The organism is Aquimarina amphilecti (assembly GCF_900109375.1).
GTDB classification, from domain to species: domain Bacteria; phylum Bacteroidota; class Bacteroidia; order Flavobacteriales; family Flavobacteriaceae; genus Aquimarina; species Aquimarina amphilecti.
Window position 1 is genome coordinate 82,209 of record NZ_FOAB01000012.1, and the last position, 14,688, is coordinate 96,896.

The 14,688-nt window shown below is 31.4% G+C and carries 14 protein-coding genes and 1 other RNA gene; 6 read left to right on the top strand and 9 right to left on the bottom strand.

Annotated elements, in window-relative coordinates; all coding sequences use genetic code 11:
• Window positions 1–19 precede the first annotated feature (19 nt).
• Entirely contained in the window at window positions 20–622 is a 603-nt protein-coding gene (locus tag BMY33_RS22615; protein ID WP_091412769.1) for a TetR/AcrR family transcriptional regulator, read from the top strand.
• Between the two features lie 58 nt (window positions 623–680).
• Here the strand turns inward: BMY33_RS22615 and BMY33_RS22620 are convergent, their stop codons facing one another.
• Complete coding sequence (locus tag BMY33_RS22620; RefSeq protein WP_091412771.1) at window positions 681–2,306, bottom strand: ABC-F family ATP-binding cassette domain-containing protein; 1,626 nt, start codon at window positions 2,304–2,306, stop codon at window positions 681–683.
• A gap of 244 nt (window positions 2,307–2,550) precedes the next feature.
• Here BMY33_RS22620 and BMY33_RS22625 point away from each other — a divergent pair, with 244 nt between their 5' ends.
• Window positions 2,551–4,020 carry a hypothetical protein gene (locus BMY33_RS22625; RefSeq protein WP_091412773.1) on the top strand — a complete coding sequence of 490 codons (1,470 nt, stop codon included), beginning with the start codon at window positions 2,551–2,553 and terminating at the stop codon, window positions 4,018–4,020.
• Window positions 4,021–4,055: 35 nt separating this feature from the next.
• Here the strand turns inward: BMY33_RS22625 and fsa are convergent, their stop codons facing one another.
• The 3 genes from fsa to ffs form a co-directional block, all read right to left on the bottom strand.
• Window positions 4,056–4,709, bottom strand: a complete 654-nt coding sequence (gene fsa / locus BMY33_RS22630; RefSeq protein ID WP_091412775.1) for a fructose-6-phosphate aldolase — start codon at window positions 4,707–4,709, stop codon at window positions 4,056–4,058.
• A gap of 74 nt (window positions 4,710–4,783) precedes the next feature.
• The gene (locus BMY33_RS22635; RefSeq protein ID WP_091412776.1) at window positions 4,784–5,605 is read right to left on the bottom strand and encodes an SDR family oxidoreductase; all 822 of its coding nucleotides are present in this window, start codon (window positions 5,603–5,605) and stop codon (window positions 4,784–4,786) included.
• Between the two features lie 92 nt (window positions 5,606–5,697).
• Window positions 5,698–5,796: signal recognition particle sRNA small type (gene ffs / locus BMY33_RS22640), an RNA gene on the bottom strand.
• A gap of 88 nt (window positions 5,797–5,884) precedes the next feature.
• Here ffs and BMY33_RS22645 point away from each other — a divergent pair.
• From BMY33_RS22645 to BMY33_RS22655, 3 genes are all read left to right on the top strand, one after another.
• Entirely contained in the window at window positions 5,885–6,934 is a 1,050-nt protein-coding gene (locus BMY33_RS22645; RefSeq protein ID WP_091412778.1) for a glutaminyl-peptide cyclotransferase, read from the top strand.
• Window positions 6,935–7,051: 117 nt separating this feature from the next.
• A complete protein-coding gene (locus tag BMY33_RS22650) occupies window positions 7,052–8,818 on the top strand; it encodes a DEAD/DEAH box helicase (protein WP_091412780.1) in 1,767 nt (588 codons plus the stop codon).
• Between the two features lie 116 nt (window positions 8,819–8,934).
• Window positions 8,935–9,699: a carboxypeptidase-like regulatory domain-containing protein gene (locus BMY33_RS22655; RefSeq protein ID WP_091412782.1), complete on the top strand. Its 765-nt coding sequence runs from the start codon at window positions 8,935–8,937 to the stop codon at window positions 9,697–9,699.
• Between the two features lie 7 nt (window positions 9,700–9,706).
• Here BMY33_RS22655 and BMY33_RS22660 read toward each other — a convergent pair whose 3' ends face one another.
• Window positions 9,707–10,072: a VOC family protein gene (locus tag BMY33_RS22660; protein ID WP_091412784.1), complete on the bottom strand. Its 366-nt coding sequence runs from the start codon at window positions 10,070–10,072 to the stop codon at window positions 9,707–9,709.
• Between the two features lie 141 nt (window positions 10,073–10,213).
• Here BMY33_RS22660 and BMY33_RS22665 point away from each other — a divergent pair, with 141 nt between their 5' ends.
• On the top strand, window positions 10,214–10,906 hold the full coding sequence (locus tag BMY33_RS22665) for a peptidase associated/transthyretin-like domain-containing protein (protein ID WP_091412786.1): 693 nt from the start codon (window positions 10,214–10,216) through the stop codon (window positions 10,904–10,906).
• A gap of 79 nt (window positions 10,907–10,985) precedes the next feature.
• Here the strand turns inward: BMY33_RS22665 and BMY33_RS23655 are convergent, their stop codons facing one another.
• From BMY33_RS23655 to BMY33_RS22680, 4 genes are all read right to left on the bottom strand, one after another.
• Window positions 10,986–11,129, bottom strand: coding sequence for a hypothetical protein (locus tag BMY33_RS23655; RefSeq protein ID WP_170837158.1), 144 nt, complete (start codon window positions 11,127–11,129; stop codon window positions 10,986–10,988).
• Window positions 11,130–11,328: 199 nt separating this feature from the next.
• Window positions 11,329–11,988 carry a TrmH family RNA methyltransferase gene (locus BMY33_RS22670; protein ID WP_091412787.1) on the bottom strand — a complete coding sequence of 220 codons (660 nt, stop codon included), beginning with the start codon at window positions 11,986–11,988 and terminating at the stop codon, window positions 11,329–11,331.
• Between the two features lie 390 nt (window positions 11,989–12,378).
• Window positions 12,379–14,346 carry an OmpA family protein gene (locus tag BMY33_RS22675; protein WP_091412789.1) on the bottom strand — a complete coding sequence of 656 codons (1,968 nt, stop codon included), beginning with the start codon at window positions 14,344–14,346 and terminating at the stop codon, window positions 12,379–12,381.
• Window positions 14,347–14,358: 12 nt separating this feature from the next.
• Window positions 14,359–14,688: type IX secretion system membrane protein PorP/SprF (locus BMY33_RS22680; RefSeq protein ID WP_139195724.1), on the bottom strand; the 330-nt coding region annotated here is incomplete at its 5' end.

The following is a 14,688-nucleotide window of genomic DNA, read 5'->3' on the forward strand; positions in this document are numbered from 1 at the left end:
TTTATAGAAAATACCAAATATGGGAAGAAAATCAATTCATCGAGAAAGAAAAGATAAAAACAAAAAGGTTGAACAATGGACGCAGGCGATACTTCCTAAATTGAGTAATATGGGGCTTGGAGAACTAACTATTGATGATCTAGCTATATTAATGAACAAGAGTAAGTCTACGATTTACCAATACTTCGTAACTAAAGAAGAAATTTTTGAATATATCACACAAGTAAGGGTTGATCGTCTTAAAGCTTATAAAAATGAAATCTCAGGAGAACTTTCTACATTAAATTACCATTATGAGACTTTAGCAAAGATTCTAGCCGAAGGTGTTAAAGATATTTCGCCTTATTATCTAAAACAGTTACAAATGCACTACCCTAGTGCCTGGAGTATTGTAAATGATTTTTTGCAAGGTTTGTTAGAAGACCTTAAGCACTTTTATATTTTTGGAATAGAAAACAAAATGTTTAAAACAGTTTCTCCTGAATTATTAATAAAATTAGATGAATACTTTATTATGCAATTGATTACAGATCACACTTTTTTTAATAGCAATCAGCAAACTTTAGAATCTGCGATCAAAGAATATATGTATATAAAATTTGAAGGTTTAGTTATAAAATAGCATAAAAAAATCCCGCAAAATGCGAGATCCTTTTATAGTTTTAGAAAAAACATATACATTAAACATTAACAGCATACATCTTATCTCGTAATTCTTTAATTTTTTTATCACTCATATACTCATCAAAAGTAGCATAACGATCAATTACTCCACTCGGCGTTAACTCGATTACTCGATTAGCTACTGTCTGCGCAAACTCATGATCGTGTGTCGTAAAAAGAATAGTACCTTTAAAATTCTTCAAAGAATTATTAAATGCAGTAATTGATTCCAAATCTAAATGGTTCGTTGGTTCATCCAGCATCAATACATTTGCTCTTGTCATCATCATCTTAGATAACATACATCTTACTTTTTCTCCTCCCGAAAGTACATTTGATTTCTTTAACGCTTCTTCTCCACTAAAAATCATTTTACCAAGAAAACCTCGGATAAATACTTCTTCTCTTTCTTCTTCTGTAGTTGCCCATTGACGTAACCAATCTACCAATGTTAGGTCATTCTGAAAATATTCGCTATTATCAGCAGGTAAATAAGATTGTGTTGTAGTAATACCCCAAGAGAATTTACCATCATCGGCTTTTTGTTTCTCATTAAGTATTTGATAGAAAGCTGTAGTAGCTCTAGAGTCTTTAGAAAAAACCACGACTTTATCTCCTTTTGCTAGGTTGATATCTACTCCTTTAAAAAGAATATCTCCTTCTATACTAGCTCCTAACCCTTCTACATTAAGAATTTGATCTCCTGCTTCTCGATCTCTTTCAAAAATAATAGCTGGATAACGACGACTAGATGGCTTAATATCCTCTATATTCAATTTCTCGATCATCTTTTTACGAGAAGTAGCTTGTTTTGACTTTGCTACGTTTGCACTAAAACGAGCTATAAATTCTTGTAATTCTTTCTTTTTCTCCTCAGCTTTCTTGTTTTGTTGTGCTCTTTGCCTAGCAGCTAATTGAGAAGATTCATACCAGAACGTATAATTACCACTATAATTATTAATCTTTCCAAAGTCAATATCTGAAATATGTGTACATACAGAATCTAAAAAGTGACGGTCGTGAGAAACAACAATTACCGTATTATCATAATTAGCTAAGAAATGTTCTAACCAAGAAATGGTTTCATAATCCAAATCATTGGTAGGCTCATCCATTATTAGTACATCTGGATTACCAAATAAACATTGTGCAAGTAAAACTCTTACACGTTGTTTAGTATCCAAATCTGCCATACTTGTATAATGCAAGTCTTCTTTTATACCAAGATTGGATAACATTGTAGCAGCATCACTATCAGCATTCCATCCGTTCATCTCTTCGAACTGTACTTGAAGCTCTCCGATCTTCTCTGCATTTTCGTCAGTATAATCAGCATAAAGAGCATCAATTTCAGTTTTGATTTTATACAATTCTTTATTACCCATTATCACTGTTTCTAAAACAGTATACTCATCATAAGCATAATGATTCTGTTCTAAAACTGACATACGCTTTCCTGGCTCCAAGTGCACATGACCTGAAGTTGGTTCGGAAACTCCTGAAAGAATCTTTAAAAAAGTAGATTTTCCTGCTCCATTTGCACCGATAATACCGTAACAATTACCTTGTGAAAAAGTAGTGTTTACTTCATCAAATAAAATTCTTTTACCGAATTGTACTGAAAGATTAGAAACTGATAACATAGTATAAATTGTATTTTCGGCAAAAGTAGAAAAATGGATCCAGAACCTGAAAGAATATAGTAGTATTTTAAGTAAGAGCTTATGAAATAAAAGCTCTAGCAATAATTAGACTCTCACAATAAAAAACCTCTATAACAACACCTTCAAATTGCCTAATAATAACACAATTAACGTATTATTAACAAGTCATACAGGTCATTCCATTTATTTTTGAATGTTTGTCAGTTTAATAATAGCGCCCAAAATGTATTTCTTCAGGATAAAATATTTTATTTATATCTCCACTATTGGTTTTTGTTTGTCTAGTTGTGACTCCAGTACAGAAGTAACTAATGAACACATATATTTTGGCGGCGAAATTGTCAATCCCAATGCAGATTATATTGTTCTTTTTAAAGATGAAGACTTTCAGGATACAATTTACTTAGATAAGAATAATCGATTTTTACATAAAATAGAAGACATTAAAGAAGGTTTATACTCTTTTAGGCATAATCCAGAGTATCAATTAATCCTATTAGAGAAAGGAGATAGTATCTTAATGCGATTAAATACACTAGAGTTTGATGAGTCTTTAGTTTTTACTGGAAGAGGAGCCAGAAAAAATAACTTTCTAATTGATATGTTTTTGCAAAATGAAATAGAACGGAATCAATTGCAAAAAAGAAAATTCAAAAAAAGTCCTAAGTTTTTTAAAAAAGAACAAGACTCTTTATTAGATTTAAGAGTAAAGAGGTTTGATCATCTTACTAATAAATATGAGTTAAGTGATCTTTCCAAAAAATTATGTAGATCTAGTTTTGAATATGATTTCTTTTCTAGATACGAATTGTATTTATATAAGTATCAATACCACAGAATTAAGAATCTTGATCCTGCAAAAGAGTTTTCACAAGGTTTCTTTGACTACAGAAAGGAAGTTAATTTTAATGATGATGACCTTATGAGGCTATATTCTTATAATAGGTTTTTAAATCATTATTTTACCAACTCTTCCTACACGAAATACATGAATAAAAAATCTTTCTCTAAGAGTAAGGTTGAATATACCATGTATAAATTAGATCTTGTAGATAGTTTGATAAACCACTCCTACATTAAAAATAACCTTTTGCGAGGTATAACCACTAATTTTATTTTAGACAATAAAAATGACTATACTTCTCAAAAAGTATTAAATCACTATTTATCAATTAGTACTGATAAGAAGGTTCAAAAAGAGCTCGTGAAATTAGCAAAGGCAACTGCTAGACTAAAACCTAATAATATTATTCCTGATCAAGATCTTATTTCTTCTAATGGAGAAATGGCAAAATTATCTTCGCTTTTTGAAAAACCTGTTACTGCATTATATTTTTGGTCAATTGAAAGGAAGGATCATTACATAGAAGCTCATAAAAAAACGGATCATTTAAGTAAAATATATCCTGAGATTGATTTTATAGCTATCAATACTGATGATGAGCAAACTGACAACTGGTTAAAGACAATTAAGCGTCATAATTATGACTTATCTAATGAATATGAGTTTAAATTCCCTAAATGCTCTTCTGATGAATTGGTAATTCATTACTCTAATAAAGTAATCCTTGTTAATCAAGAAGGAAAAATAATCAATCCAAATGCAGATTTATTTTCCTCTATTTTCGAAAAACAATTGATGAGCTATAGTAGAATGGCGAGTATAGAAAAACAAAAAACTGTTCTCGATTAAAAGAACAGTTTTTAATTCTCAGAAAATCTAAAAAATTAGTTTCCTTTTTTATAATCTGCTAAAAACTTAGCTAATCCAATATCTGTTAAAGGGTGTTTTAATAAACCTTCGATTGACGAAAGAGGCCCAGTCATAACATCAGCTCCAATTTTTGCACAATCAATGACATGCATTGTATGTCTTACAGAAGCTGCTAATATTTGCGTATCGAAACCATAGTTATCGTATACCATTCTTATTTCTGCAATTAAATTTAGACCATCTGTAGAAATATCATCTAATCTACCTATAAACGGAGAAACATATGTAGCACCGGCCTTTGCCGCTAATAATGCCTGCCCGACTGAAAAAACTAATGTACAATTGGTTTTGATTCCTTTATCACTAAAATACTTTATTGCTTTTATACCTTCTTTAATCATAGGTACTTTTACAATGATCTGGTCATGAAGTTTAGCCAGTTCTTCACCTTCTTTAATGATTCCCTCAAAATCTGTAGAAATCACTTCAGCACTTACATCTCCTGTTACTATATCGCATATTTTTTTATAATGCTCTATAATATTATCCTTCCCTGTGATACCTTCTTTAGCCATCAATGATGGGTTTGTTGTTACTCCATCAAGTACACCTAGATCTTGTGCTTCTTTGATCTGATCAAGGTTAGCAGTATCAATAAAAAACTTCATATTGTTGTGTTTAGATTTATGATTTATTTATTACAATTATTATTTACAAATGTTCTTTAAACATGCGGTCAAAATTACAACTTATAATGATTCATTAGTAATTTCTCATATACTTTATCTGGCAAAATTCGCTTTAAGACCACAGAAAATTTTTGCATAAATGCACCTACTTTATAATGAACCTTTGGACTAGAAGTATTAATTACCTTAAATACAACTTTAGCCATTTCATTTGGATTCATACCTTCATCTACGTGTTCATCCATTAATTGTAAAGAATCACCATATGATTTTTCATAAGGAGACCCCTTGCTAACAGGAGCATGATATCTTCCTGCCGCAATATTAGTAGCGAAATCACCTGGAGCAATATTGGTCATACGAATATTAAAGGCCTTTAACTCCATCCTCCAAGCTTCTGTTGTGATCTCTAAAGCTGATTTAGAAGCACTATAAATTCCACGATATGGCAAACCCATATATCCTGCAATCGAAGTGATATTGATAACTAAACCATTATGCTGTTTTCTCATTAAAGGCAATACAGCTTTAGTTACATTAATAGGTCCGAAATAATTAGTCGTAAAATTTCTTATAATCTCTTCTTCTGGTATCTCTTCTAATGGACCAGTAATTCCTGCTCCCGCATTATTGATCAAAACATCTAATCGTCCATGTTTCTGTTCGATTATATTTATAGCATTAGAAATACTTTTTTTATCTGCAACATCCAGTTGTAGTAACGTAAAAACATCAAAGTCCGAAAAACGTGAAGGGTTTCTACTAGTTCCGTATACGATATATCCTTTACCTGCTAAAAAGGCACCAATAGATTTTCCTATACCTGAAGAACCACCTGTTATTAAAACAACTTTAGAATTTTGATCTGCATTCATAACCGCAAATATACATTCGGAATTTAGAATTACGAATTTAGAATTACGAAATAAACTTAAAAAACTTAAAAGAGGAAAGTAAAAGACACAAAAAAAGGCAAGCTACCTACATCACACTGCTACAACCGTTTACCTTTGCTGCGTTCCCGCCCTGGAGGATTCAACAGGAGCTAGTTGTGTAGGACTTGCCGGTGCAAAGATACAATCTTTACTATATAAAACAATGATTTTTTAAACCCAATTAAAATAAATATCTTGCTCTAAATATTACCAAATATCATGAACAAACGTAACCTATTCGTCATCATTACATTATGCGCTATTATTTTTTCCTGTGGCAGCAATATTGATGCGAAAAAAAAATATTTTTCAATTAAAACCGATAACAATAAGACCAAATACAAACTTGGAGAAACGGTTAAAGCGAGTATTGTTAACAAAAAAAAAATCGAAATCGATTCTGTTGTATACTTTTTAGAAGATGCCAGATTAAATACTACTAATGAAAATGGATTAGAAGAGAAGCTCGATAATGAAAGATTAGGAAAACATCTTCTAAAAGCCATTGTATATTATGAAGGTAAAGAAGAAGATATATATCAAAAACTTACTTTTTTTAATAATGCACCTCCCAAACTATATAAATATAGAGTTATAGCCGAATATCCGCATGATCAAAGTGCTTTTACCCAAGGATTGGAGTTTATAGGAGATACTCTCTATGAAAGTACTGGTAAGAATGGTTTATCTTCATTACGAAAGGTGGACTATAAAACTGGAAAAGTAATTATCAAAAAAGATATTGATAAGAAATATTTTGCAGAAGGCATTACCATTATTAATAATAAAGTATTTCAACTCACCTGGCAATCTAAAGAAGGTTTTATCTATGACTTAAATACTTTAGAAAAAACAGGAAGCTTTGCATACAATAAGAGTAAAGAAGGATGGGGATTATGTAATGATGGCAATCAGATATATAAAAGTGATGGTACTGAAAAGATCTGGATATTAGATGCTGAGAATTTGGCTGAAAAAACATACATAGAGGTTGCAACTCACAACAAGGTAAAGTCAAAATTTAATGAATTAGAATGGATAGAGGGGAAAATTTATGCCAACACTTGGCAAAAAGACGGAATTGCTGTAATTAACCCATCGAATGGAGCCGTTGAAGCGGTTATTAATTTATCTGGTCTAAGAGAAAAGGTAAGCCAACATTCTGATCTAGATGTACTAAATGGTATCGCTTACAAAAAGGACACCAAACAATTATTTGTAACTGGTAAAAACTGGGACAAACTTTTTGAAATTGAGATAATTAAGTAATCAGCCGCTTAATCTAAATTTATATTTAAAACAATTATTTTGTAACATCACAATAAGTACTTCGTTATTATTATAGACAGATAATAAACCGTACCTTTGCGGCTTATTTTTATTTATATGAACAAATTTGAAGCATTAGGCCTCAGCGAAGCCATTATTAAGGCGGTGGATGAAATGGGGTTTGAAACCCCTAGTGAAGTACAGGAAAAGGCGATCCCTATTTTGCTTGATGAAGATACCGATATTGTAGCATTAGCTCAAACGGGAACAGGAAAGACCGCTGCATTTGGTTTTCCTCTTATTGAAAAAGTAGACAGTAATAGTAGAATTACGCAAGGATTAATTTTATCTCCTACTCGTGAACTTTGTTTACAGATTACCAATGAATTAAAAAACTACTCTAAGTTTGTCAAAGGACTTCGTACAGTAGCCGTTTATGGAGGCGCGAGTATCCATGATCAATCTAGAGAAATCAAACGAGGTGCGCAGATTATAGTTGCAACCCCAGGTCGTATGCAAGATATGATTAATCGAAAAATGGTAGATATATCCAATATTGGTTATTGTGTTCTTGATGAAGCCGATGAAATGCTTAATATGGGATTTTATGAGGATATAAATGCTATCCTATCTCATACACCAGAAGACAAAAGCACTTGGTTATTCTCTGCTACGATGCCTAGAGAAGTTTCTACTATTGCAAAACGTTTTATGCACGATCCCGTAGAAATTACAGTTGGGCATAAAAATACTGGATCAGAAAACGTTTCTCACGAGTACTATGTAGTAAACTCAAGAGATCGTTATGCTGCTTTAAAAAGGTTATCAGATGCGAACCCAGATATATTTTCAGTAATATTTTGTCGTACTAAAAGAGATACACAAAAAGTTGCAGAGAGTTTAATTGAAGATGGATATAATGCGGCAGCTTTACACGGAGATTTAAGTCAGAATCAACGTGATTTAGTAATGAAAAGCTTTAGGAATCGTCAGATTCAGATGTTAGTTGCCACAGATGTGGCTGCTCGTGGAATTGATGTAAATGATATTACACATGTAATTAATTATCAGTTGCCAGATGAAATCGAAACGTATACACATAGAAGTGGAAGAACGGGTCGTGCTGGAAAAAATGGTGTCTCGATGGTAATTGTTTCTAAAAGTGAACTTAGAAAAATTAAGACCGTTGAGCGAATTATCAAAAAGAAGTTTGAAGAAAAGGAAATTCCTAGTGGTGAAGAAATCTGTCAGGTACAATTATTTCATTTAGCTAATGATATTGCAAAAGCAGAAATCGATCATGAAATAGATAGTTATTTACCTTCTATTAATGAGGTGCTAAAAGATTTTTCTAAAGAAGAGCTTATCAAAAAATTCTTCTCTGTAGAATTCTCTCGTTTTCATAACTATTATAAGAAAGCTAAAGATCTTAATGCGGCAGGAGAAAGCAGAGGAGATTCCAGAAGAAGCGATGGTAGCACGCGTTACTTTATTAACGTAGGTGAAAAAGATGGATTTGACTGGATGAGATTAAAAGATTTTCTTAAAGAAACCTTAGATCTAGGGAGAGATGCAGTAAGTCGCGTAGATGTAAAAGAAAGCTTTTCTTTTTTCAATACGGAATCAGAACATCAAGATAATATACTTGCAATTTTTGAAGATTTTAAATTAGAAGGAAGAAAAGTAAACGTAGAAATATCTAAGGATTCTGGACGAAGCAGAGGTGGCAGAAGAAGAAGAGACGGCAACGGCGGTGGTGGTTTTAAAGGAAAACGAAGAAGCGATGGTTTTAAACCAAAGGGAAGAAATCGTCGTGATAATGATGGTGGTGACCGCGGAGGTAATGGAAGAAGAGACCGAAGAAAACGTAGTGATCGTAGATAATTTTTCTATGAATTAACTAAGTTATATGATTTTTGGTCCAATTTTTATGTTATGTTCGTACATATAGACCGTCATATATAATAGTTAGTGAATAGAATAATTATAAAATTAAGCTTTTGAAAAGAATTTTAATATACATACTACTTATTGCAGGCATTAATGCATATGCCCAGGATACTGAATCAGAAACTGTATCCGGAAAAGTGCTTAATGCCTCTACTGATAGTAAATTACAAAACGTTCACGTTGTGAACCTAAGCCAAGTTATAGGTACCGTTACTAACAAAGAAGGTGATTTTGAAATTAAAGCAAAAGTTAACGACACCTTATATTTTACATATATTGGATATAAACCGCTAAGAGTTCGAGTTACGAACGACTGGAAAAAATTTGGCGATGTAAAAATTAAAATGACAGAACTTGGTATCGCTCTTGAAGAAGTTGTAGTTGCAGATGTACAACTTACTGGATACTTAGAAATTGATGCGAAAAAAATACCCGTATATAATAACTACAGATACAGTATTTCTGGATTAAACTCTGGATATGAAGGAGGTAGTAGACAACCAGGAGCGGTGAATAAAGTTTTAGGTGCTATTTTTAATCCAGCTGATTTTCTTTATAATATTTTTAGCAAACGATCTAATGAATTGCGTAAGCTAAGAAAGATGAAGAAAGATGATGAAATAAGAAACCTACTAGAAACAAAATTCGATAGGGCTACCCTAATGGCATTATTACAAGTAGAACGTCTAGATATTGATGAGATACTGCGAAATTGTAATTACTCCGCGGATTTTATAAAATTTGCTAATGACCTACAGATTCTTGATGCTATTAGCGAATGTTATGAAGAATATAAAGTCTTAGATAGAAAGTAACACATTCTTATTTTAGAGAATGTAGTGATATACGATTACCTTCGGAATCAACAAAATAAGCCATATATCCATGTTCTTTGGATATCTGTGTTTTATTCGCTAATATTTTCCCTCCAGCATCCTCTACTCGACTCATTTCATTTGCTACATCGGTACAAGAAAAATAAATCATAACACCATTCTGACTTGGTTTATAATTATCTCCCGCTTCTATTAAAGAACCAGTAACTTCTCCAGCTACATTTTTATTAGGAAACCACCCCATTTGCAATCCACCTACATTATGGATGCCAATTTCTATTTCAAAAACTTTTTCATAAAAAGATTTAGCACGATCCATGTTTAGGACAGGGATTTCAAACCAAGTAACCATAATTATCTATTTAAAAATTTAGTGTTTAAGTTACAAATTAGATTTAAAATTATGTAGACGCTTTAAAAAAAAATTAAGTGCTTGTTAACCTTTAAAATTATTTAGCACTAATAAAGGTAACTTTAAACAACATACCATATTATGAAAAAATTAAAAATAGTTTGCATATGCTTAGTTTCTTTATTCTTATTTAATTGCTCTAATGAAGACGACACAACATTTACCGATGATATATCTTCATTAGAAAAAAGTAACGCTATAAATTGGGTAGGAACTTGGAACTCGACTTATGGCGAATTAAGACTGGTAGAGCATGGACAACTAATTTATGGGGATTATGCTAATATTGGTGTTATATATGGGTATAGACATTATATCAATGGTAAAGAATATTTTGAAGGAACTTTTGAAAATTACTCAATGAATAGAAAAGGAATTATTCGTTTTGAAATGAATAACTCTAATTACAATAACTCTTTCTCGGGAAAATGGACTTGGGGTAACTCACCTAATTGGTATAACTGGAATGGCACTAAAACATCCAAAAGAGAACCTACTCTTCAAAGCTTTTATAATGTAAAAGGTCGTGTTTTTGACAATAGTACTTTTCAAACTATTCAAGCCCCTATATCAATTGAAGTTTTTAAAAATGGAATTAGACACTTTACGACACTATCAAAGAATGGATCCTATTCTCTTCAGTTACCTAAAGGCCAGTGGGATTTGGTAGTTTCAAATGCTGCATACCAGAGCTTTTCACGAAATATTGAAGTAAAAGAAAATTATGACTACAATAATTATTTTACGCAAAACATATACCTAATCAAAAAATAAATTTCAGGATTTTATGAGTATATCCAAAGTTAAATATATCATCTTTGGGTATACTTTTATTCTATTTTCAAATAGAATTCTAAGAAGTACTTGTTCTTTTTTGAAAAATGTCGTGTACTACTTCTGATGTATAATTAATCGTTGTTTTATTAGGTTTAATTCCTGTTCTCACTTGCTTAAGAAGTGACTTAATCTTGTTGGTAGGCGACTGTTTTTTGCTCATGACAAACATGTTTTTAGGGAGTTAAAACGATTAGTCCTTATCAAATATAGGGAATTAATTAATAAAACCTCTGATTTAAGCACATTAACCTTTTACGCGTAAACCATTATTTATAAGTTAATTACAAAAACAAAACAGGATGTCTAATTAGAATTTGTGACTCGTTTATCACAATTCGTAAATGATTGTTTAGTATCTGTCAATTACCTTCTTTTTCGTATCTAGCAATTATTTTTTCATGACTTTTGATCACTTTTTTAGCCCAATCCAATCTTTTTTCTAATTTCTCTTCCTTTGATAACCCCCAACTAATATCAGAGTTTCTTAATAATGAAGTAACTTGTTGTAAAATAATAGCTGCAGAAACCGAAATATTAAGGCTTTCTGTGAAACCGACCATAGGAATATGTAACTTAACATCAGCTTCATCTAATATCATATCACTTAACCCTTCTTGTTCTTGCCCAAAGAAAAATGCAGAAGGTTTACTAATATCAAAATCTTTTAATTCAATAGAATTATCATGTGGTGTTGTAGCTACAATTTGATATCCTCTATTTTTCAATTCAGTAACACATGCCTTAGAAGTTGTATACCGATTTATGTCAACCCACTTTTGAGCTCCCATTGCAATCTCTCTATCTATACGCTTTGCATTTATTTCTTCAATCACATGTACATTCTGAATACCAAAAACATCACAACTTCTGATCACAGCACTAGTATTATGTAATTGATACACGTCTTCTACTGCCACTGTAAAATGATTAGTTCGTTCCTCAATTACCTTTTTATATAAACCTTGTCGCCTGGTCGTAAGAAAAGATTCTAAATACTCTAACAATTTATAATCTACCATAGATTGCTAAAATATAAAACATTGATAATTTAGAAATAAAAAAAAGATGTTACTTAAAACATTTGATGTAATCACACCTTTATTTTTTTTAAAATACTTTTGAAAATAGCAGTAAGGGAATATCTTGAATAATCCGGTAATAAGGAAGACCTCTCTAATGTTACCCATACATAAGAGAGGCCATACTAAAATAAGATCAAAAGTTTTGTAAAATGTTGCTTAACGTTTTTATTCCCATCGTCATATAAAAATAAAAAACACAATATTTCGAAATTAAATTAGCTCCCATTAACAAATCAAATTATTCTTTCTCATATTTTTTTAAAAATCATTTCAATATTTATGCCTAATTGTATTCTTAATGATTAAGAATCAAAAAAATATTACTCGTCACTCTAATAAAATAAATTCACTTCTTCTATTTTCTTGATGTTGTTTTTCATTACAATTAGTAGTATTGTCACATTCATTTACCAAAGAAGATTCTCCATATCCTCTACCAGTAATTCTGGATGGATCAATCCCTCCTCTTTCGACTATATATTTAATTGTACTTTTTGCTCGACGTTCACTTAAAGCTAGGTTATAGCTATCTGGGGCTCTACTATCTGTATGCGAACGAACATCAATCTTAATCTCAAGATATTCTTTCATTGCAGCTATTATTTTTTGTAATTCTATTTCTGCATCTGGCCTTATAAAAGACTTATCTAAATCAAAATAAATTATTTGAAGATCTAATACTTTAGCCAAATCATCACCAGGAAGTATTTCTTTGTTATTAAGACCTCCTTTTGATAATTGTAGAGGTACTTTATGAGTATACTCCAAGGCGGTATTAGTCAATAATATATCTTCGGATGGGTTATAATTATCCTTAAGTGCTCTAATAATATAAGATTCTTCGCATTCTACATTAAAAGAATATACACCTTTATCATTACTTATCGTTTTTTCAATTTCATTACCATCGTTATCCAATAAAATCACATTAGAATTAGGCAATACAACTCCTGTAAGGTCTTCTGTTATTACTCCAGACACATATTGTCTACAAGTAGTAATCAATTCATCTATTTGCTTAAAGCTATAAATATCATCATTCCCTTTACCTCCTTTTCGATTACTAGAAAAATAACCGATCTTGGTTTCCTCATTTAAAACAAAACTAAAATCATCTTCTGAACTATTCACTGGCTTCCCTATATTATAAGGTATAGAAAAAGTACCTTCTTCTGGAACCGTAACAAATATGTCCAATCCCCCTAAACCGACATGTCCATCACTAGCAAAATACAATCTTCCAGAATTACTTATATATGGGAAAGTTTCTCTTCCTTCTGTATTTATTTTATCTCCAAGATTGATAGGCTCACCAAACGTACCGTCCGGAAACACTTCTACTTTATACAAATCCGACAACCCTCTAGTATCAGGCATATCACTGGCAAAATATAGATATTTACCATCTGCGGTTAATGCCGGGTGAGCTACTGAATACTCTTCGCTATTAAATGGTAACTCTTCTATATCAACCCACTTACTACCTTCTAATCTTGCTCGATATAACTTTAAAAGAATAGTTCCATTAGCATCTGATTTAAGTTTCTTTTTTGTGAAATTATTTCGTGTAAAATACACTATTTGCCCATCAGAACTAAAAGAAGTGGAGGATTCATGAAACTTAGTATTTATCTTACCTTTTAATTTTTTAGCTTGTCCTAATTCGTCTTTTTCATTTATAATATCAGATTTATAGAGATCTAAAAAAGGCATTTCGTTCCATTCATGAATGACTTTTGACACAGAGCGATAACTTCCTCTAGATGATGCAAATACAAGATTTCCAAGATTATCAAAACTAGGAGCATAATCAGAAAAAGAAGAATTGATACTTATCTTTTTGAGTGTAAACTTCCCAGATTGCATTTCAATAAACCTTAGATAATCACGTGTACTTACAAAATATACCGCACGCTGATCTGTATTTGTTATGTTATAAAACATTTGCATTATCTGATCTGCTTCATCATACTGCTTAATACTTTTTAAACTTTGTGCATATCTAAATAAATATTCTGTATCTAAATCATCAGAGTACTCTTTTACAAGTTTTTCATACCATACAACAGATTTTTCTAATTGTCCATTAAAGTAATAAGAATCACCAATTTTTTTAAATAAATCAGCAGAAGCATATCCCTTCTCCGCCACATCCAAATAAATTTTACGAGCATCTACAAATGCATATCTTCTAAAATTTTCATCTGCTCTCATAAGCCGTTTTTCTTGAGCAATCAAAACACCAGAAAACATAAAAATTAAAAATGTAGAAATAATATATTTTACAAAATTCATAATCATTATTTTCTAAAAGAAACGTGGTGTTAACATTCTGTTGTACTTTCTGAATAACTCAAAACGCAACATAACTTCGTAACTACCATCATTGAACTGAGTTCTACCTAATTCTGTAGATTCTTTGTCATATGCAAATCCTATCATTAAAGAATCAGACACTTGGAATCCAGCCATAGCACTAAACGCTGCACTCCATCTATATCCTACTCCTAATGTTAACTTATCATATAAAAGAAAGTTTGCTGACAGGTCTACCTGTAAAGGAGCTCCAAAAACTAATTTACTTAATACAGCTGGTTTAAATTTCACTGTATCACTAAGATCAAAAACATGTCCAGC

Bases quoted from the DNA above. Each gene is read 5' to 3' on its own strand.
- BMY33_RS22615 (WP_091412769.1), top strand. From the start codon at position 20: ATGGGAAGAAAATCAATTCATCGAGAAAGAAAAGATAAAAACAAAAAG.
- BMY33_RS22620 (WP_091412771.1), bottom strand. From the start codon at position 2,306: ATGTTATCAGTTTCTAATCTTTCAGTACAATTCGGTAAAAGAATTTTA.
- BMY33_RS22625 (WP_091412773.1), top strand. From the start codon at position 2,551: ATGTATTTCTTCAGGATAAAATATTTTATTTATATCTCCACTATTGGT.
- fsa (WP_091412775.1), bottom strand. From the start codon at position 4,709: ATGAAGTTTTTTATTGATACTGCTAACCTTGATCAGATCAAAGAAGCA.
- BMY33_RS22635 (WP_091412776.1), bottom strand. From the start codon at position 5,605: ATGAATGCAGATCAAAATTCTAAAGTTGTTTTAATAACAGGTGGTTCT.
- BMY33_RS22645 (WP_091412778.1), top strand. From the start codon at position 5,885: ATGAACAAACGTAACCTATTCGTCATCATTACATTATGCGCTATTATT.
- BMY33_RS22650 (WP_091412780.1), top strand. From the start codon at position 7,052: ATGAACAAATTTGAAGCATTAGGCCTCAGCGAAGCCATTATTAAGGCG.
- BMY33_RS22660 (WP_091412784.1), bottom strand. From the start codon at position 10,072: ATGGTTACTTGGTTTGAAATCCCTGTCCTAAACATGGATCGTGCTAAA.
- BMY33_RS22665 (WP_091412786.1), top strand. From the start codon at position 10,214: ATGAAAAAATTAAAAATAGTTTGCATATGCTTAGTTTCTTTATTCTTA.
- BMY33_RS23655 (WP_170837158.1), bottom strand. From the start codon at position 11,129: ATGAGCAAAAAACAGTCGCCTACCAACAAGATTAAGTCACTTCTTAAG.
- BMY33_RS22670 (WP_091412787.1), bottom strand. From the start codon at position 11,988: ATGGTAGATTATAAATTGTTAGAGTATTTAGAATCTTTTCTTACGACC.
- BMY33_RS22675 (WP_091412789.1), bottom strand. From the start codon at position 14,346: ATGAATTTTGTAAAATATATTATTTCTACATTTTTAATTTTTATGTTT.